Raw genomic sequence first — 18,774 nt, 5'->3', positions numbered from 1 at the left:
GATGGACGCCGTTGCGCGACGACGCCTGCTCACGGTAATCGCCAGCCTCGGCTGGGCCGGGTTGAGCATTCAGTTGTACCTGATTTTCCTCGCGCGGCTGAGTGTCGACGCCAGCCTGCTGGGTGGGCTGGTGAGTTTCTTCAGTTACTTCACGGTATTGACCAACACCCTGGTCGCGACCGTGCTGACCTGCGCAGTCACCCGCCGCGAATCCGCTGCGCAGCGCTGGTTTCTGCAGCCGTGGGTCAGCAGCGGGATCGCCGTCAGCATCGCGGTGGTCGGTCTGGCCTACAGCCTTTTGCTGCGGCACTTGTGGCACCCGCAGGGCTGGCAGTTTATCGCTGACGAATTGCTGCACGATGTCATGCCGCTGCTGTTTCTCGGCTACTGGTGGTGCTGCGTGCCCAAAGGAACGTTGCGCCTGTGGCACTTGCCGCTGTGGCTGATTTACCCGCTGGTGTATTTCATCTACGCCTTGCTGCGCGGGCATCTGCTGGGCGCGTATGCGTACCCGTTCATTGATGTGGCGACACTGGGTTATGCACAGGTATTCATCAATGCCGGGGGGATATTGCTGGGGTTTGTGCTGATTGGGCTGGCGCTGATCGGCCTCGACCGCTGGCGCGGCCTCCGATCCTGAGATCAAACAACATTCTGTGGCGAGGGAGCTTGCTCCCGCTCGTCTGCGCAGCAGTCGCAAAACCTGTACTTGCGATTTACCTGATGCAATGCGATTGCAGTTTTTGGGGCTGCTTCGCAGCCCGGCGGGAGCAAGCTCCCTCGCCACAAAGGTGTTCATTTTCACCGTGGAGTGAACGTCATTCCTCCTCGGAAGTACCCTCGGCCCGCCAGTAGCCGACGGCTTTGATGAGCTGCTCATCCAGCCCATGCTCATCAATCAGCACCCGGCGAATCTGCCGCGAAACCTTGGTCTCGGTCGCCACCCACGCATACAGGTTGCCCTTGGGCACCTGCAGTTGTTTGACGGTGGTCAGCAGGTTGTCCTTGCCGCCCTCGCGCAGCACCCAGATCACATTGACCTGCGCCGCACTCTCCAGCACCTGTTGCTCGGCACCGTTTTCCACTTCGATCACCACCAGCGCCTTGCGATTGGCCGCCAGGCCTTCGAGTCGGCGGGCGATGGCGGGGAGGGCGGTTTCGTCGCCGATCAGCAGATAGCTGTCGAAGATGTCCGGCACGATCATCGAGCCGCGCGGCCCGCCGATGTGCAGAAACTGCCCGGGTTCAGCCTGTTCCGCCCAGGTCGAGGCAGGGCCGTCGCCGTGGAGGACGAAGTCGATGTCCAGCTCGAGTGTGTCCAGATCGTAACGGCGCGGGGTGTAGTCGCGCATCTCGGGCATCGGCCCGGCGCTTTTGCCGGCGCCGAGCACCAGGGTCTCCAGCGCGGCGCTTTGCTCGGCGTTCTGCGGGAACAGCAACTTGACGTGATCGTCCGTGCCCAGGCTGATGAACCCGGCCAGCTCCGGCCCGCCGAGGGTGATGCGACGCATGCGCGGGGTCAGGTCGACCACGCGCAATACCTCAAGCTTGCGGCGTTTGATTTCGTGCATCACGCGGTGAATGGTTTGGGTATCGACTGCAGTCATTCGGCTTTCTCCGGGGCAGATTGAACGGCGGGGCCGTCGACAATGGCTTTGGCGGTGTCGTTGAGCAGGTCTCGCACGCGCAGGATTTCTTCGGCGCTCCAGCGCCCGTGGTGCAGTTGCAACGCATGGCGCAGGTTGTGCACCGCTTCGTGGATTTCCGGCGGCCGATCATGGCCGCGCAACGAGCGCTTGCTGACGTCGATGCGCATGCGCACGCCGTCCAGTGCAACGGCCTGCTCGCTTAAAGACAAACGACCGGCGTCGGTCACGCTGTAGCGTTTTTTGCCGCCGTCGGCATCGCCGCTGATCAAATCGCTTTCTTCCAGAAAGGTCAGGGTCGGGTAGATCACGCCGGGGCTGGGGCTGTAGGCGCCATCGAACATGCCTTCGATCTGGCGGATCAGGTCGTAACCGTGGCACGGCTGTTCGGCGATCAGCGCCAACAGCAGCAATTTCAGGTCGCCGGGGGCGAACACCCGTGGCCCGCGACCGCCGCGTTCGCGACCGGGACGGCGCTCGAGGCCGTCGCCGTGGGCGGGGTGATGATGAGGGTGGGGCGGATGATGGTCTCTCATGGTTCCTTCTCTCTGTCGTCTTTAGATACAACTTAAGATATATCTTAAGGATTGAGCAAGACCTTCTGACGGATGGTCGAGCGGCGTCTGCCTCGACAGCGAATCGACGAATGACACGCATTGACCCGGAAACGGGGCTTTTCAATGCACCGGCAAACGCGCAGATTAGTGCTAACTCTCTAAACTAACGATTCACTTCTTATTTACGGGAAGTGTGGTCCATGTCTGACGGAAATTTCGCTGTTAGTTGTGGCCTGCTCGGTCAGTTATTTGGCCTTTTGTAGTCTGGCTCTTACAGTCAGTCAGGTGTTTCTTTAAATATCGCGGTTTTTTCACTCTAATGTAATGACCTCCAGGCTACACCCCTGTGGGAAGTTTCCGGCTTACTTTGAAGAGCATTTGCTTGATCATCTTTCGGCATTAAAACTTTCGCGGGAACAAAACGCTTGATGACGTTTACTCTGGCGAAACTTTTAATACTTAGCCTTCTTATTTAAAAAACAGGTACTGAAAGATGTTCAAGAAAATCGCATTTGCTGCTCCGCTGGCTGTTCTGGCTTTGGGCTCCTCGATGGCGTTCGCGGCCACTGAAGCCAGGCACTCCATCAATATCGTTGCTAATGTGCCGACCGATGATTTCTATGCAGTGCCAGTCGATTCGGACCTGGTCAACAAGGACCAGGACATGAGCTTCAACCCGGCCACCAACTCCATGCGGGAAGTCAACGGGCACTTCGATGTGCTGCACACCGCCGGCAAGGTTCACGCCCGTCTGGAAGGCGTGCCCAAGTTGATCGCTGGCGCCAGCACGATCGACCTGAAGGTCGAACTCAATGGCAAGGAACTCACCACCACTTCGCAGGAAGTCGTCGGTAAAGAAGAGTCCAACACCCGTTACCGCGCGCCGTTCAAGATCTCGGCCAAAGGCCTGACCGGCAAGCCCGAAGCCGGTGACTTTACCGGTGTCGTCATGCTGGTGGTCGAACCTTCCGTCTAAGTATGACTGCGACGAAAAAACGCTGACTGTTAAAAGTCGCGTCATCGGTCGGCAAACTTTGCGGTTTGTCGGCCGAGCTTCGAATTATTGAAAAAAGAGTACTTTCCATGTTCCCGATGACGCCCATCGCGACAGCGCTTGCGCTGCTGTTATGTAGCAGTGCATTTGCGGCGCCCACGTCCGTTGATAATACGCCGCGAAGTTTATTGGCCCAGGCCAAAGGCTTGCCGGCGGAGTTCGAAGAACACTTCTTCGATGTGCCGTTGGCGGTGCGGGTGGAACTTGATCAACAACCACTGGGCGAAGCCATGGTGGTCTTGTCGCGTGATGACCGGGTGACCTTGCTCGAATTCACCGACACCAGCGACAGCCGCTTCAGTGCCAGCGAACGCGAGACCTGGGCCGAGATCCTCAAGCCCGGTGTAGCGCTGGGCAGTTGTAGCGGGCAATGCCCGGAGCAGATGCTCGCGGTGCACTACAACCTGGAAAACTCGTTGCTGTCGATCGTCACTGCCAATGCCGAGCGCGACAGTGAAGCCAAGCGTTATTACGACCAGCCCGACGGCGGCAGCAGCGGCCTGATGGTGCGTAATCAACTCAACCTCAACGGTGGTCAGGCGCAAGATCTGGGCGGTCGTTTCGGTCTTGAGGCCAGTGCCAGCCTGGGCAACTGGAGCCAGAGCTTCAACATGCAAGTGGCTCGGCTCGGCGGGCCTGACGACAAGACTTATCACGCCGTGCATGAGCTCTATACCCAGCGCGAGCTGCAAGGCAGTTTTTTCCGCCTGGGCTATTTCACCCCCAATTCCGAAGGCTTGACGCGGCAACCGCGCGCGTTCGGCAGCAGCCCCGACACCGCCGTGGGCGTGATGGTGGGCAGTTCCGACAGTCTGGCCATCGACAACCCGACACCCAGCGTGTACCCGGTGTACGTCACCGCCAACCGCCAGGGTTCGGTCGAGATCTACCGCGATGGCTTGCTGATCAATACGCAAGCGGTGCCCGCCGGCCTGCAGACGCTTGATACCCGCTCGCTGCCCGGCGGTATTTACGAGGTGGAGGTGCGGCTGATCGAAGACGGCCAGATCACGTCGACCACCCAGGAGCTGATCTACAAGCCCAATAACTGGCGCAACCATGATGAGCGCTGGCGTTACAACCTGTTTGCCGGGCAGGAAAGCAAACTGCTGAGCAACTGGGAGCAGCAAAACAACGGCGGCGCGACGGCGGGCGCCTCGATCAACTACCTGCTGCACCCGCGCGTGATCCTCGGTCTGTCGGCACGCCAGGTTCAGGACACGTTGCAATACGGCAGCTCCATCGATTGGACGCTGGGCAACAACGTCAGCCTTTACGCCAATCTCTACCAGACCCGCGATCACGGCACCGGCGCCGATCTGCAGGGCTTGTACAACTACGGCGCCGGCAGCCTGGTGGTCAGCCACAATCGCAGCTGGCTCGACACCACCAACCTGTACGACACGCTGCCCGATGGCACGCGTGTGCGTCAGCGCAATGTTTTCACCGGTGAGACCAGCAATTCGTCGCTGGCGCTCAATCACCGGATCAGCCGCAAGAGTTCGCTCAGTGCGCGGGTGTCCCACAGTGAGGGCAATGTCGAGGGGGTCGGCGTCGACCTGGGCTGGACGCAACGCACCGAACTGTTCGGCAGCGACTCCAACTGGCGATTGTCGCTGTTTGACCGCCCGGGCAGTTACAGCAGTGGCGATGCGCGCAATCGCGGGGTCGACCTGAGCCTCAACATGGCGCTCGGCGGTCCCGGTCAGCAGGTCTCCGCCAGCATCGGCAGCCGTACCGCCCGCGACGGCAGCCGCGACAACAATGGTTCGATCGGCTACCGCAAAAACCTGCAGGACCACGTCTTGCAGAGCGTGTCAGTGACGGCGCTCACCGACACTTATGGCGTCGGTCTGTCGAGCCTGGCGACCTTTCGTACCGACGCGATCAATGGCGACGGTTTTGTTCAGCGCTCGTCGTTCAACGACAAGTTCACCGGTGGCCTGAACCTCGACAGCACGCTGGTGGTCGGTGGCCAGCGCCTGGCATTGACCAGCCAGCATCAGGGCCGTGGTGCCGGGATGATCGTCGATGTCGAGTCGGATATCGAAGGCATCGCCTTGCGCGCCGACGACCTCAGCGGTGGCAGCGCCGCGCTACGTCCCGGACGCAATTTCATTCCGTTGACCGCCTACAAAAACAGTTCGGTGAGCTTCGACTTCGAAGGCAATCACGTGCCGGCGGCGAGCATCGAACCGGCGCGCGCCCGCTATCACCTGAACAAGGGCGGGGTGGAGTACCGCACCGTGCGGGTGATGAAAACCCTGACCGTACTCGGCCGCTTGCTTGACCCGCAGGGGCGTCCGCTCAAGGGCCATCACGTGATCAACCACGCCAGCCGCGGGATCAGTGAAGTCGATGGTTTTTTCTCGATGGAAATGAAAGCCGCCTCGCCGACCCTGGAAGTACGGCATGCCGACCAGTTGCTGTGCCAGTTCCGCGTCGACATCGACCAGCACCGCCGTGAAAACAACGTGCTGATGATCGGTGATCTGCGCTGTTCGCCGGACACCCTGGCGGACGCGACCCACAACGTAGCGACGGCGGGCTGAGCATGACTCTTTTCCATTGTTTGGTTTCACGCCCCAGCCTGTTGCTGATGAAGGGGGTGCTGCTTTGGGCTTTTGCCAGTCCGGTCATGGGCCAGGTCGCGACGATCACGGCATTGTTCAAGCCGGATTCGGCGCATCCGCACTTGAACAAATTCACCAACACCACACCGCCCAGCGGCTACTGCCAGAGCCATCCGCAACAGTGCGAGATCAACCGGTTTTTCAGTTTGCAGGTGCCGATTCAGTTCCATTCACGCGCGCCGATCCTGGCCAACCATGCGTCCGGCCGGCAAGGCCCGATGTTCAGGGTCCCGGCCGAGTGGCGTGACCTGACCGTGATCCACGAAGGCACCGGCGCCCCGCAACAGGTCCGCATACGCATCGCCGGCATCGGCACCCGCGTGGTGACCGATGACGTCAAGAAACTGGTGGGCGGTGCCGACGACTATCAAATTGCGCACAACCGTTTGTGGGGGTCGAGCTGGGTCTATGCACCTGCGCCCTGCCAATTCACAGGCAACGGTTTTTTCGACATCAATTTCTATGAGTTTTTCTGGCGAACGCCTTACGCGGGCGTTTGTGCAAAACAGGCGAAGTATGACGTTCCGTGGATGCGTTACGACTATCTGGATTTTGCCTACGAGCTGGAAACACCTGATCCGCTGAAGATGGCCTCCGGTAAATACACCGGCTCGATCTCCTACGCCGTCGGCCCCCTGGGCGATTTCGACTTCGGCGACGTCATGCTGCCGACTGATCCGATGGTGACCCTGGACTTCAGCCTTGATGTGCAGCACACCCTCAAGATCGACATCCCGCCCGGTGGTGAAAAATTCGAGCTGGTGCCTGCCGGTGGCTGGCAGGGCTGGTTACAGGCAGGACGCAAACCGGTGCGGCTGTTTCGCGACCAGACCTTTCAGATTTCCGCGTCATCGCGTTTCAAGATGTACATCGAATGCAAGCGATGGGCGACGCTCGATTGCGTGATCGAGGACGCCACAGGCCGGCGAGCGGTCGAGTTGCAGGTCAGCGTCAGCCTGCCCAATGGCTTGACCGATCTGGCCGGGCAACCGGTCAAGCACCGGCGTCTGCAGGCCGGAGCCAATAACGCGCAAATATTCGAGCCCGGCTTTTACGTCGATAGCGCCCCCGGCGTCCTGCACTTCGAAGTCCCGAAAGACGAAGTGGACTGGATGCTCAGCGCCAGCGTAGCGAGCCCTTATTCCGGCTCCGTCACGGTGATCTGGGACTCGGAAATCTGATGGGCCGCGCAAGTGTTGTGTTCAATGACTGGAGGTACAAGGGTATGAGACGGCTGGGATTGATGGTGGGATTGAGCGTGTGTTCTCTGGCGATTCAGGCCGGGCCGCAGATCAATGTCGGAACGGTTTACGACTATCTGGACGCAGACAAAAGCACCTATCTCAAGCGGGTATTCAACAGCGGCGACAGCACGGCCTTCGTCAAGGTCAACATCCTCGAAATCATCTACGACGCCGATGGCGGTCATCGAGAAGTGCCCGTCAAGACCCAGGCCGATGAAACCGGGCGTGATGGTTTGATGGCCAGCCCGGCGCGCTTGATCGTGCCGGCCAACGGCATGCAGGGCACACGTCTGCTGCTGATGGGCAACCGCGACACCGAGCGCTATTTCCGGGTGCGCTTCGTGCCGGTGGTGCCGGAAAAGGAGGACGAATTTGCCGTCTCCAGCGAAGAGCGGGAAACCTACAAGGAGTCGCTGACGGCGGGGGTCAACGTGATGACCGGTTTCGGCACGGTGTTTTTCGTGCGGCCGAAAAACGCGCGATTCGACAGTGTGGTCGAGGACAGCGCCGGCACTTACCGGTTGCGCAACAACGGCAACACGGTGGTGGTGGTCGATGAGTTTCGCAATTGCTCGTTGAAGAACGAAAACGAGTGCGAGCCGATCACCAAGCATCACGTGCTGGCCGGTAAAACCTTCGAGTTCGACAAGCAGCCGGGCCGTGAATACCGCTTCAAACTGATCGAAGGCTCGGCCAAAAAGACGCTGCGCATCGCCAGTCAGTAACGCCATCGCGAGCGTCTGGCGGGCCGGATATTTTTAACGCAACAGGTAACCCGACATGATCAAGCAATCACCCATTGCCCTGTGGATCGGCGTGATGGCGCTGATGAGTGCCCCGGTATTTGCGGCGAGGGAGGAGCGCACCTTCGAAGTGTCGGTGGATATTCCGACCCTCGGCTTCTATGTGATTCCCGCCGAATCGAACTGGATTCATCTGCAACAGACCCTGCCGTGGAACATCAGCAATTCGACACTGGGCGGGCTGCGCAAGAACTTCGACGTCAAACACGACACCAGTGCGCTGCAGGCACGGCTGGATGCGCAGCCCTATTTGTCCAACGGCCGGCAAGGGCAGGAAATCTACCTGCGCGTGAGCTTCAACGGCCGCGAGCTGAGCCACGACCCGCAACCGCGAGAAGTGGTGACGGCGGCGCAGGCCATGGCCGGCGGGCGCTTTCCCCTGGAAATTCAACCGGTGGTGCCCGCCGGTGGCTACCAACCGGGCACTTACTACGGCAGCGTCCACCTGATTTTCAGCGCCGCCGCGCCCTGATGCCGGCAGGCAGTCAGGGTGTCAGAAACGATAAAAGGATGAAGGTGACATGGCGCCAGATCTCATAAAACGAAGTGGCTGCGCGGCGCTGCTGATGGCATGTCTGGGATTGCCGCCAGTCATGGCGCAGGACGTGAGCATCACCGCCGAGTTCAAGCCGGATTCGGCGAATCCGCATTTCAACAAGTTCAAGAACACCACCCCGGCCAGCGGTTATTGCGCGCAATACCCACAGGAGTGTACGAACAACAACATGTTCAGCCTGCGGGTGCCAATCGTGTTCGAATCCAGCGGCCCTATCCCTGCCAATAACGCGCCACGTCAGGGCGCTACGTTTCAAGTGCCCGCACAGTGGCGAGAACTGATGGTTCTGCACCGGGAGACCGGCACCGCACACCGTCTGAAGGTACGGATTGTCGGCATCGGCTCCCGTTATGAAACAGAGGATGTGATCAAGCTGACCGGCAGCACCGACAATGATTATCGCCTGGCGCATAACCGTTTGTGGGGGTTGAGTTGGGTCTATGCGCCGGCGCCCTGCGGATACAGCGGCTTTGGTTACTACTACCCCACCAACTACGGTTTTTTCTGGAAAACCCCCGAGCAGGCAGCGTGCATCAAACAGGCGAAATTCGATGTGCCGTGGATGCGTTACTCGTATCTGGATTTCGCTTATGAGCTGGAGGCACCGGACCCTTTGCAGATGTTCGCCGGCGATTACGACGGCTCGCTGACTTACACACTGGGGCCCGGTGCGGATTTCGACTTCGGCGATGTCATGTTGCCGAGCAGTCCGGTACTGACCCTCAACTTCAACCTCAATGTGCAACACACCCTCAAGGTCGACATCCCGCCTGGCGGCGAAAAGGTCGAGCTGGTCCCCGCCGGAGGCTGGCAGCGCTGGCTGCACGGCGGGCGCAAACCGACGCGGCTGTTTCGTGATCAGACGTTCAATCTGTCCGCCAGCTCGCGCTTCAAAATGTTTGTGGAGTGTTCGCTCAGCGATGGAAAAGTGTGTTTCCTGACTGATCGGGATTCGATCCTGTCAGTGCCGATGAAAGTCAGTGTGAGCTTGCCGGGTGGCTTGACCGACAGCGTCGGGAGACCGGTCCAGCGCCAGGAACTGGTGACAGAGAGTGGGGCGTTGATTTTTCAGCCCGGCCATTATGTCGACCATCAGCCGGGCACGTTGCATTTCGAGGTCGAGCGATTCGAGCATCTCTTTTTGCCCGGGGCGCCCACACGCTACTCCGGCAACGTCACCGTGGTTTGGGATTCGGAAGTCTGAACCATGCGCGGCAGCGCTCCCGCGTGCTGACGGCTGCAATGGCCGTCAGCACGCGGGCGTGCTGGTGTTACAGGTCGGCGCGCTTCATCGCCTCACGGGTCAGTTGCCGCGAGAGTTCCTTTTCTTCGTCAACCAGATCGATCAGTACGCGGTTATAGATCGCGTCGCTGATCGGCTCGTCGGCAAACACCACGGTGTCCGGCACCGGCAGGTCATGGGCGAGCTCGCGCAACTGGTTGCGCAACGCGATGCGATGCACCCCCGATGTGCGCGCGTCGAGCCATTCGCGCTGGGTGCTGCGTAGCGCCTCGAGCTTGTCGAAGAGCTGCAGATAGCGCTGCTTGTTCGACGCCAGCCGCACTGGGTAACGCTGCTCCAGATGGGTTTGCCAGAAGGCCTGTTCGAGCATCTCGTTGACCAGACCATCGCCTTCGCCCAGCGCCAGCACGGTGTCGCCGGCCTGATCGATCATTGCGTCGGTGACCCCGGAGACCGGCCGGTAGAGCATGCCCCTGGATTGCCAGGGCAAGTCGAGGCGCTCTGCCAATCCGGTCTGATAAGCCAGGTAGACCTCCACATCGTCTGGCGTGCCGCCACGGCTGGCGACATCCGCGCGGGCAATCTCGTTCACCTGTTTGAGCCGCGCCGCGCCTTTGGCCAGGGTCACCAATTGCTGCTCCAGTTCCTTCGCATCGATGGCGTAGGCATAGGCCTCGGACGCCAGCACATGGATGCCCATCTGGTTGAACAACTGGGCGCCGGCATCGGCGCAGTCCACCGGTGCCACGACCATATTGAACAGCTTTTCGCGCAACTGACTGTCGTGATGCACGGCATCGAGCATGCGCCAGACCCGTTGCATCAATTGCTCGCGCGCCGCGCCACCGGCCCGATAGTCGTGGAATTCACGCACACTGAGCAGCGTCGCCATGAACGGCTCCGCAGCGGGTTCTTCCACCAGTTCCGACCACGGCGTTTCCCGGTCGACCCCCCAACCCGGCACATCGCCCCAGTAGTCGGCGCCGTATGAGGAAACGATGGAGGGCACTCGTGTCGGGTCGGCAGGCATGACCGCTTCCGGTGGCAGTGCCATCGCGCGACGATGAGCCTGGTAGCGAAGCTGATTGACCTCCGACAGCGCCGCGACATCCAGCCGCGTGCGCGCCACCAGCCATTGTGCATCCGAACCTTCGACCACTTCGGGCAATTGCGTGAGCGGGTTGCCGCGCAGATCAAGCAGAAACCCCCGAGGTCTGGGCTTGCTCAGAATGCCCAGCGGCCATTCGCTGAGCCCGGTGTTTTTCAGCGCCACCACTTTCAGTCGCGGCATGCGCGAAAGGTCTGGTGAAAGGCCCAGCGGGTTGTCGTCCATTTTCAGGACTTCAAGGTAGGTCAGATTGCGCAGCCGTTCGACGGCGGCAGCATCCAGCACGATGTGGTTGTTGTTCAGCCGCAGGCGTTCGAGGCGGCGCAGCGTGGTGCCGATGCGCACAGGCAACGTCGTCAGCTCGCAATATTTGGCACTGAGTTCGACCAGATTGGGGAAGTCCTTGAGCAGGCCGTTTTCGTCGGTGGCAAAGCGCGTGTTGTCGAGTTTGAGCACAGTCACCCGGTCGAGAAATTTTTTCAGCGCCGGGCGCTTGGCCCACCAGGTTTCGAGGTTAACGGACGTCAGCTCGCGGGACAGATCCAGGGCATAGCAAGCGGGATCCGCGCGGTTGCCCAGCTCCTGGTTCCTGCGCTCGAAGCAGTCGAGCAGGCGTTCATAGATATGCCGCCCGCCACCGCCGTTGAACCCTTGGCGGTCGGGGCCCCAGCTCTCCGGTTGCTGGTAGCGCCAGCGGTGGACAATCTTGCGTAACTCATCAAGGTCATTCTCCTGAGTTTCGATGGCCTTGAGCGGTTCACCCCGTTCGGTCAATGCAGCGGCGAAGGCATCGACCTCGCGTGGACTGAAATGCGGGTGCAGATCCGCGATCCGTTCGTGCAGCGTGGCGCCGTCACGGCTCAGACCGCCGCCGCGTACCAGCAGCAAGGTGTCGGGCTGGGCAACCGGGCGTATCGGCGGTTCGGCCAGCACGGTGCGCCGTTCACTCGGCGCGGCGGTCTTGGCGATGATCCATTGTTTGAATTGTTCGGTTTCACCGGTGCGGTAACCCAGCGAACTGCGCCCATCCTGTTCGACGGCATGGAGCATCGCTTCGTACAAACCGCTGGCTGGATGAACCGGCTGGTCATTGCCATCGCGCACGGCATAGCGGTCGTCGGCGAGGCGCACCAGGACGCGATGGCGTTCGGCCGATTCGGGCCCGGCGCTGCAACGCAACTCGCCGTCGAACGTGCCGTCGCGAATGTCGATGCGCAGCGTCGCAAAGGTATCGCTGTGGTGGCGCAGGGTGCCCAGGATCAGGCGTTCACTGTCGATGTTGCTCAGCGCCTCTCGATGCAAACCCTGAGCGGCCCTGACCGATTGCACCTCGAACTGCAGTTCGCGGGCGGTGGTTTTCAAGCGCAAAGGCACGGTGCGCCGTTGGGTGATCTGCTGCAATTCCGACGGGCGCGCCTGGGCGATCACCCGCTCGGCGAGCACCGTGGTCAATTGCGGGCAATCCACCAGCAGCTGTTTCACCTCGGGCGTAGGTGCGGCGGCGGCTTCGCTCGGTGCACCAGCGTTGCCCAGCCGCTGCAGGGTATCGGCGAGCAGGGGCGGCGGCGGGGCGTTTTCCACGTGCATGCGGCGCAGGATGTCTTCGTCGGTGCCGGTCAGTTGGCGGACCTGCTCCAGTTGCTTATCGGTGAAACCCTCGGTGGCATGACCGATTCGCCGCATCAGTTGCGACCCTTGCCACTGCCGCGGATTCTCCGTTTCGCAGACCCAGGCACCCCGTGTGTTGTGCTTGAGTGTTGGCGAGTACGCCTCGGGGCGTTTCGGGTGGCGGACGCGGTGTTCATTGGTCACCGGGTCCTTGGTCACTTCAAACACCTGCTGGTCGACACGCAGCAGTCGTTTCTTGCCGTGCGTATGCAAACCTTGGGCATCGGGTCGGCTTTGCGATGGCAGCGCCGCTTCAGGCTGGCGATAAGGGCTCAGGTCAGGGTTCCACAAACGGGTCTGGCCGTCGGACAGTTTCACCGGTTTCAAGCCTTCGAAGAAGGACGACAGTTTCGCCTGCGCGACATTGCCCAGCGTCGTGCCTGCGGCGAACACCCCCAGTTGCACCACGCTCTCCAGCACGCTGATGGTCTGCTCGCCGGCTTCCGCCAACCGGCCTTCAGCGAGGTCGACAATGCCTTCGATCACCTGATCGGTCAGTTGATAAGCGGTGTACGCCAGCATCAGGGTGCCCAGCCCGGGCACAAACGGCAGGGCCACCAGCAACGCGGCATTGAGGATGTCCGAGAGTATTCTTTCCAGGTTGTCCCACCAGGCCCAGCGCGCCATGCGGTCGGCGTATTCGGTGGAGATGGCGACTTCCCGGCCGTCGTTGAGGATCTTGTTCAGCTTCTGCTGGTAGAGGTATTTCCACAGATCCCCGGTGAAACGGGTCTCGCGATCGTCCTCGATCCTCGACACGCGAAATTGCAGCCTGGGGTTATCCACCGCCCACTCACGCCAGGTCGGCAAACTGGAGCCGGCGGGCACCGGTTGCCATTTGACGTTGCTCAGTCGTTCGTTCAACCGGGCAAAGAAATATCCGCGTTGCTGATGCGCGACGAACTGGCTGAAGAACTCTTGATAGGACGGTTTCGATTGCGTATCGCGCAGTTGGCGGGACAGTTCGTTCATCAACGCCAGCGCCGTCGGGTATTGCTTGAGCGGGTGCTCTGGATCATTCGGGACGTAAGCGATCACCGGAACGGGGTGGGTGGCGCAGAGCAGGTCGCTGGCAATCAGGACGATGCCTGACAGCGAGGTGTCCATCATGCTCAGCGTGTGATAACGCACGGGCCGGCCATGCCACAGCACCTGGGCGCGGTCTTCGAGCATGCCCTGAATCACGTCGAAACCGCGCTGGTCGATGTCCTTTTTCAGCAGGGCCAGGCGCGCGGCAACCCGCAACGCCTGCTTCTGGCTCTCGATGACCTTGATGCGCAGGTAGTTGCTGGCCACACGGTTTTTCGACAGCACGAACTCGCGCAGATGGCGCTGGTAACTGGCGCCGATATTCAGCTCGCGGCACAACGTCTGGAACTGCTTGATGCTGAGTTTGCTCTTCAGCGGCTTGATCTCGAAATGCCCTCGAGTATCGGGCCGGGTGATGAACTCGGAGTCGGCGCTGAAGGATTCGTCACGGGAAAAATTGTGCAGGGCTGCATCGAGCAGGGACACCGTGCGGCTGCGTTTGCCCGAAGCAAAATCATACGTCCACCACGACGTGTTGACCGGCATGTACAGGCGCACCCAGGTCTCTTCGACGTCATCCTCGACGCCGAAGCGGTCCTTCAAGGCCTTTTGCAGCAAGGGTCTGGCGAAGGTGTAGACATCCTGCAGGTCGCTCAGGGCGCGGTCGACATCGTTCTGGGCGCTCCAGGCCTTTTGGATCTCACCCTTGAGTTGGGCGTGGGCGCTCGCCGCGGCCTGGCGGTGCCAGTCGGGCAGGGTCAGTTTGACGCGTTTCAATGCTGCGACCCGTGCTGGCGACGTTTTCAGCAGCCAGTCCGGGAGGGCTGTCTGGATGATCTTGTAATGGACACTGTGTTCGGCCGAGGCCGACGGGGCCTGCGCTGACTGTTCCACTGTCAGAGGGGGATTGGGCATGGTCTGATCGTCCGTTGATCAAGAATGGAGCGATCAGACTAGGTAAGCGCCTTGCCCGAAAAAAGCGCAAAAAGCCGTTTGAAACGCGGCGGGTTTGCGCGGTGAAACACCCACATTTCAACGCTAAGAAATACAGGAATACCACCCGGTTTTTTACAACTGTGCCGTCACCGTCTCCGGCGGTTGGCACAGGGTGTGGGTGCCCGGTTGCAGATAGGGTGAGAGGATCGGCGCCATGCCTTTGAGCACCTGCACGGGGAGCGCCGAAGTGAACTTGAAGTTCTCTGCCGAGCGCCCGGGGACGAAGGCGGTGAGCGTGCCGAAATGGTTGTTGCCGATGTAAAACACGAAGGTCGCGGTGCGGTTGATCGACTTGGAACTGAGGATGCGTCCGCCGGAGCCGATGGCTTCAATGCGGTTGTCACCGGTACCGGTCTTGCCGCCCATCACCAAAGGTGTGCCGTCGGCAGTCTTGAAGCTGCCGGAGACCCGCTTCGCTGTACCCGAGTCCACCACTTGCGACAGCGCCTCGCGCATCGCCGTGGCGACTTCCGAAGGCATGACCCGTTTGCCCACATGCGGGTCGTTGGTCAGGCGCGTTTCATACGGTGTGTCGGCGGCAAAGTGCAGGCTGTCGATGCGCAGGGTCGGCATGCGCACGCCGTCGTTGAGGATGGTGCCGATCAGCTCGGCCAGTGCCGCCGGGCGGTCGCCGGAACTGCCGATGGCGGTGGCCAGTGAGGGCACCAGATGATCGAACGGATAGCCGACTTTCTGCCAGCGCTGGTGAATCTCGAGGAACGCTTCGATCTCGAGCATGGTGCGGATACGACTGTCGCGAGCGCCCTTGTGCTTGCTCTTGAACAACCAGCTGTAAACCTCCTGGCGTTCGAACTGGCTGGCCTTGACGATCTGAGTGAAGGTGGCGTCCGGGTTGTGCAGCAGGTAGCCCATCAGCCACAGGTCCAGCGGGTGGACCTTGGCAATGAAGCCCTGGTCGGGCAGATCGTAGGTGCCCGGGCCGTAGGCGTCGTACAGCCGAATCAGGCGGTCGTCAGTGAGCTTCTCAGTAAGCTTGGCGCCTTTGAGGTGCGCGCGCACAAAGCTGTTGAAGTCTTCCTGGCTGGCGTTGGGCAGCAGGTAGCGGTGCACGGCGGCCATGCGGATCGGGGTCGGGCGCATGCTGTCGAGGAACGTGTCGAGGCGTGCCTGGGTGTCCTTGTTCTTGTACTTCTTCCAGAACTTGAGCAGGAACGAAGTGCCTTCGCGATCGGCAAAATTGGCCAGGTATTCCTGACGCCGCGGGTCGCGATCATCCTTGAGCAATTCGGCGCTGCTGTTGGGGCCGGAGTAGGTGACGTAGCGCACCACATCGCGCATCAGGCGAATGAACGGCAGGTTGATCGACTCACGCAGGGCATCGCGCAGGGTCGGCATGCGGCCGTTGTCTTCCTTGCGAAAGTTGTGGAACACGTGCAGGCCGCCACCGGTGAAGAACGCCTCGCCGGGGCTGGCCGAATATTTGCGGTCGAGTGCGGCGCCGAGCATTTTCGACAGGTCGTGGTCCTTGTTCTGGATCAGGTAGTCGATCACCCACTGGCTCAAGCGATCCTGATCCGGCACCTCGACTTTCTTCAGCTCCGGCACGCTCATGGCGCCGTACTTGTCGTGCAGCTCGGAGATGATCTGCAGGTAGGTGGTCAGCACGCGCATCTTCGCCGTCGAGCCGAGCTCCAGTTTGCTGCCCTCGTTGATGTCGAACGGCTGGTCAGTGCTGTCAGTCTGCACGCGCACCCGTGAGCCGTCCGGGGTCAGCTCGAACAGGGTGAAGCTGTAGCGCACCTGGGTGGTGCTGGTGGGGGTGAGCAGGCGTTCGCCGATCAGCCCGATCTGCCCGGCAAACCCGGGATCGGCAAGTTTTTTCAAGTACTCGGTGGCCTGGGTCTGCAGATCGCCCTGCAGGGTGCTGGTGGCCGACAGGTCGAGGCGGTCGAGGTCGTACAGCGGGCGATTGAGCATGCTCGCCAGACGGCTGCGGGCGACGCTGATGCCCTTGTTGGTTTCGATCGGCTGAATGGTCGGCTGGGTCTGCCAGTCGCGGTAAGTGACCTTGCTCGCCAGCGCGGCATCGGCCAGGGCGCTGTCGATCACGCCGCCCTGTTTGAGCAGGCGCAGGTGGCTGTCGGTGAGGTCGGCAAGTTCTTCACGGCCCTTGGTCAGGTAATGCGAAGGGCGGCGCTGGGCGATCATCAGCGAGAGCATTTCGCGCAGGGCCAGGCCTTTGTCGGCCATGGTTTTCGGGTCGCTGGCCGGGCTGTTCAGCTGTTCATTGGCCTTGTTGAAATCGCTGCCGTACCAGACCCGCAAGCCTTCGGCCATGCCGTGCACTTCACCGTGGCCCGGCACGGCAGAGAGCGGCACGCTGTTGAGGTAGTCGCGAATGATGTTCTGCCGGGCGCCGAGGGTCTGCGGCCCGGGTTGATAGGCGCGCACGCTGGCGGAAATCATCTGGCGGATCTTTTCGGCGCCGGACACCGTCAGGCCATCGGGCGAATGCCGGTACTTTTCCAGTTGCGTCGCCAGCGTACTGCCACCGGCCGATTGCCCCGGCAGGTGGAGCAGTTTCGCCACCTGCGACCACGCCGCCATGCCGAAGCGCGGCCAGTCCACCGCCGGGTTGGCCAGCGGTTGCCTGGGGTCGAGCAGAAAGCGGTTTTCGATAAACAGCAGGCTGCTGACCACCACTGGCGGGATCGCTGCAAAACTCGCATACAGCTGCTGCGGATACTTGTACTGATACAACGGCGCGGCGCGGCAATCGGTGATCGACAGCCCGGCCTGGATTTTTTCCGAGTAGGGCACGAACAGGCCTTTGTCGGTGTAGCTGAGCAGCGCTGGGGAGAACCGGGTCTGTTCGGTGATCACATAATCGCGCTTGAGCAGGCGTGGCAAAAATTCATCGAGGGAGCTGTAGCCCAGGCGCAGATCGAACGGCCCGTTGCCCGGGTAGCGGATCGCTTCGCTGGGACCGGGTTCGAGCTGATACTTGAGTGAGGCGGCGTATTGGCTCAGCTCCCGGGACTGAAAGCGCGAGGTGCGCATCTCCTTGCTCGCGGCCAGCCCCACCACGATGGCGATTATCACCAGCAATAACCAGAACGCCTTCCAGCCATGCCGGTTGCGGCGTTTTTTTTTGGAGATAGGCGCTTCATCCACACGTTCAGTCGGAACCACGGCTTTACTCGAATCGGTTTGCCACAAAGCGCCCATAGTCGATTGATCCATTCACGCAGATTGATCGGACTTGACTGAAGCTTAGACGGTGGTTGGGGATGGGGAAGAAAAAGTGCGGGGGCAATCGTCTGAACAAAACTGTACCTGTGGCGAGGGAGCTTGCTCCCGCTGGACTGCGCAGCAGTCCCAATCCCTGTAGTCGCAATTTGTCTGAAACACAGCGTGCGCGAGTATTGCGACGGCTTCGCCGCCGAACGGGGCGGTGCGACGATTCGACAAGCTCCCTCGCCACAGGGGAAGCGGGAGCTTTAAAGCCAGCAGGCGTCCCAAAGTGGATAGTCGCCAATTTTTTCCACCAGGCCAGCCCGCAGCGGATTGGCGATGATGTAACGGGCAAACGGCTTCAAGTCCTCATCGTCGCGTATGGCGCGGTCGTGATAACCGGTTTGCCAGAAAGCGCCTTTTCGATTCAGGGCGCGATTGATCGACAATGTGCTTCGGGACTTCACCGCTTGCATCAGGCCTTCCATGTGCATTGCTTCCAGCTGGACCAACCAGTGGAGGTGATCAGGCATCACCACCCAGGCGATCGAGTCGATCCATCGCTGATCATGAGCTCGCCTGAGCTCCGCTACCAATAAACGGCCTACCTGCCAATCGCTGAATATCCTGCGGCGCTGATACACCACTGCAGTGATCAGATAGGCACGCCCCGATTCCGAATAGCGCCCTCGGCGTAGCCTATGTGAATGTAGATGTTTACGCATTCCGTCGCGTCCTTTGTGATTTCAATCCTGATTCACGCTAGTCGCCTCATTCAAGAGGTGGGTCTGCGATGACTGTACGAAGTTTCTGAAAGTATCCAGATGTCGCGCCTTCTGTGGCGAGGGAGCTTGCTCCCGCTGGACTGCGTAGCGGTCCCAATCCCTGTAACCACCGTGTAACTGAATTACCGTGTACCGAGGTTTTGCGGCTGCTGCGCAGCCGGGCGGGAGCAAGCTCCCTCGCCACAGGGGGGAGTAGACAGTCAAGTTCATCGAAACAGCTGTGCTAGAGCTATCATCCACGCAATTCCACCCACGCA

Annotated in this window: 12 protein-coding genes; 7 read left to right on the top strand and 5 right to left on the bottom strand. The window is 60.8% G+C overall.

The genetic code is table 11. The annotated features are described in order from the left end of the window. Position 1 precedes the first annotated feature (1 nt). The gene (locus HBN98_RS08455; RefSeq protein ID WP_064589046.1) at positions 2-640 is read left to right on the top strand and encodes a Pr6Pr family membrane protein; all 639 of its coding nucleotides are present in this window, start codon (positions 2-4) and stop codon (positions 638-640) included. A gap of 178 nt (positions 641-818) precedes the next feature. On the opposite strand, the gene HBN98_RS08450 is transcribed toward HBN98_RS08455, so the two are convergent. After that, the gene (locus HBN98_RS08450; protein WP_083368009.1) at positions 819-1,607 is read right to left on the bottom strand and encodes a siderophore-interacting protein; all 789 of its coding nucleotides are present in this window, start codon (positions 1,605-1,607) and stop codon (positions 819-821) included. Next, a complete protein-coding gene (locus HBN98_RS08445) occupies positions 1,604-2,182 on the bottom strand; it encodes a PadR family transcriptional regulator (RefSeq protein WP_064589044.1) in 579 nt (192 codons plus the stop codon). The genes HBN98_RS08450 and HBN98_RS08445 overlap by 4 nt, the downstream gene beginning before the upstream one ends. 514 nt (positions 2,183-2,696) lie before the next feature. Between HBN98_RS08445 and HBN98_RS08440 the strand changes: the two genes are divergently transcribed. From HBN98_RS08440 to HBN98_RS08415, 6 genes are all read left to right on the top strand, one after another. Continuing rightward, the gene (locus HBN98_RS08440; protein WP_083368010.1) at positions 2,697-3,179 is read left to right on the top strand and encodes a CS1 type fimbrial major subunit; all 483 of its coding nucleotides are present in this window, start codon (positions 2,697-2,699) and stop codon (positions 3,177-3,179) included. 107 nt (positions 3,180-3,286) lie between these two features. After that, a complete protein-coding gene (locus HBN98_RS08435; protein ID WP_083368011.1) occupies positions 3,287-5,809 on the top strand; it encodes a TcfC E-set like domain-containing protein in 2,523 nt (840 codons plus the stop codon). A gap of 2 nt (positions 5,810-5,811) precedes the next feature. After that, positions 5,812-7,071 carry a hypothetical protein gene (locus tag HBN98_RS08430; RefSeq protein WP_083368012.1) on the top strand — a complete coding sequence of 420 codons (1,260 nt, stop codon included), beginning with the start codon at positions 5,812-5,814 and terminating at the stop codon, positions 7,069-7,071. 44 nt (positions 7,072-7,115) lie between these two features. Next, positions 7,116-7,859, top strand: a complete 744-nt coding sequence (locus HBN98_RS08425; RefSeq protein WP_064589040.1) for a hypothetical protein — start codon at positions 7,116-7,118, stop codon at positions 7,857-7,859. A 55-nt stretch (positions 7,860-7,914) separates the two neighbouring features. Beyond that, positions 7,915-8,409 (top strand): CS1 type fimbrial major subunit, encoded by a 495-nt coding sequence (locus HBN98_RS08420; protein ID WP_064589039.1) that lies wholly within the window; start codon positions 7,915-7,917, stop codon positions 8,407-8,409. A gap of 49 nt (positions 8,410-8,458) precedes the next feature. Next, positions 8,459-9,697 carry a hypothetical protein gene (locus HBN98_RS08415; RefSeq protein WP_083368013.1) on the top strand — a complete coding sequence of 413 codons (1,239 nt, stop codon included), beginning with the start codon at positions 8,459-8,461 and terminating at the stop codon, positions 9,695-9,697. 67 nt (positions 9,698-9,764) lie between these two features. On the opposite strand, the gene HBN98_RS08410 is transcribed toward HBN98_RS08415, so the two are convergent. From HBN98_RS08410 to HBN98_RS08400, 3 genes are all read right to left on the bottom strand, one after another. Continuing rightward, positions 9,765-14,456, bottom strand: a complete 4,692-nt coding sequence (locus HBN98_RS08410; protein ID WP_083368014.1) for a dermonecrotic toxin domain-containing protein — start codon at positions 14,454-14,456, stop codon at positions 9,765-9,767. Positions 14,457-14,609: 153 nt separating this feature from the next. Further along, positions 14,610-17,726 (bottom strand): transglycosylase domain-containing protein, encoded by a 3,117-nt coding sequence (locus HBN98_RS08405; RefSeq protein WP_083368015.1) that lies wholly within the window; start codon positions 17,724-17,726, stop codon positions 14,610-14,612. 272 nt (positions 17,727-17,998) lie between these two features. Next, a complete protein-coding gene (locus tag HBN98_RS08400; protein WP_083368016.1) occupies positions 17,999-18,457 on the bottom strand; it encodes an REP-associated tyrosine transposase in 459 nt (152 codons plus the stop codon). Positions 18,458-18,774 lie beyond the last annotated feature (317 nt).

This window comes from Pseudomonas koreensis, from assembly GCF_012986595.1.
Classification (GTDB): Bacteria; Pseudomonadota; Gammaproteobacteria; order Pseudomonadales; family Pseudomonadaceae; genus Aquipseudomonas; species Aquipseudomonas koreensis.
This window is presented reverse-complemented; position numbering and strand designations above follow the sequence as displayed.

Coding starts and splice junctions, on each gene's coding strand:
- HBN98_RS08420 (WP_064589039.1), top strand. CDS start 7,915: ATGATCAAGCAATCACCCATTGCCCTGTGGATCGGCGTGATGGCGCTG.
- HBN98_RS08415 (WP_083368013.1), top strand. CDS start 8,459: ATGGCGCCAGATCTCATAAAACGAAGTGGCTGCGCGGCGCTGCTGATG.
- HBN98_RS08440 (WP_083368010.1), top strand. CDS start 2,697: ATGTTCAAGAAAATCGCATTTGCTGCTCCGCTGGCTGTTCTGGCTTTG.
- HBN98_RS08405 (WP_083368015.1), bottom strand. CDS start 17,726: ATGGGCGCTTTGTGGCAAACCGATTCGAGTAAAGCCGTGGTTCCGACT.
- HBN98_RS08435 (WP_083368011.1), top strand. CDS start 3,287: ATGTTCCCGATGACGCCCATCGCGACAGCGCTTGCGCTGCTGTTATGT.
- HBN98_RS08410 (WP_083368014.1), bottom strand. CDS start 14,456: ATGCCCAATCCCCCTCTGACAGTGGAACAGTCAGCGCAGGCCCCGTCG.
- HBN98_RS08445 (WP_064589044.1), bottom strand. CDS start 2,182: ATGAGAGACCATCATCCGCCCCACCCTCATCATCACCCCGCCCACGGC.
- HBN98_RS08455 (WP_064589046.1), top strand. CDS start 2: ATGGACGCCGTTGCGCGACGACGCCTGCTCACGGTAATCGCCAGCCTC.
- HBN98_RS08425 (WP_064589040.1), top strand. CDS start 7,116: ATGAGACGGCTGGGATTGATGGTGGGATTGAGCGTGTGTTCTCTGGCG.
- HBN98_RS08430 (WP_083368012.1), top strand. CDS start 5,812: ATGACTCTTTTCCATTGTTTGGTTTCACGCCCCAGCCTGTTGCTGATG.
- HBN98_RS08400 (WP_083368016.1), bottom strand. CDS start 18,457: ATGCGTAAACATCTACATTCACATAGGCTACGCCGAGGGCGCTATTCG.
- HBN98_RS08450 (WP_083368009.1), bottom strand. CDS start 1,607: ATGACTGCAGTCGATACCCAAACCATTCACCGCGTGATGCACGAAATC.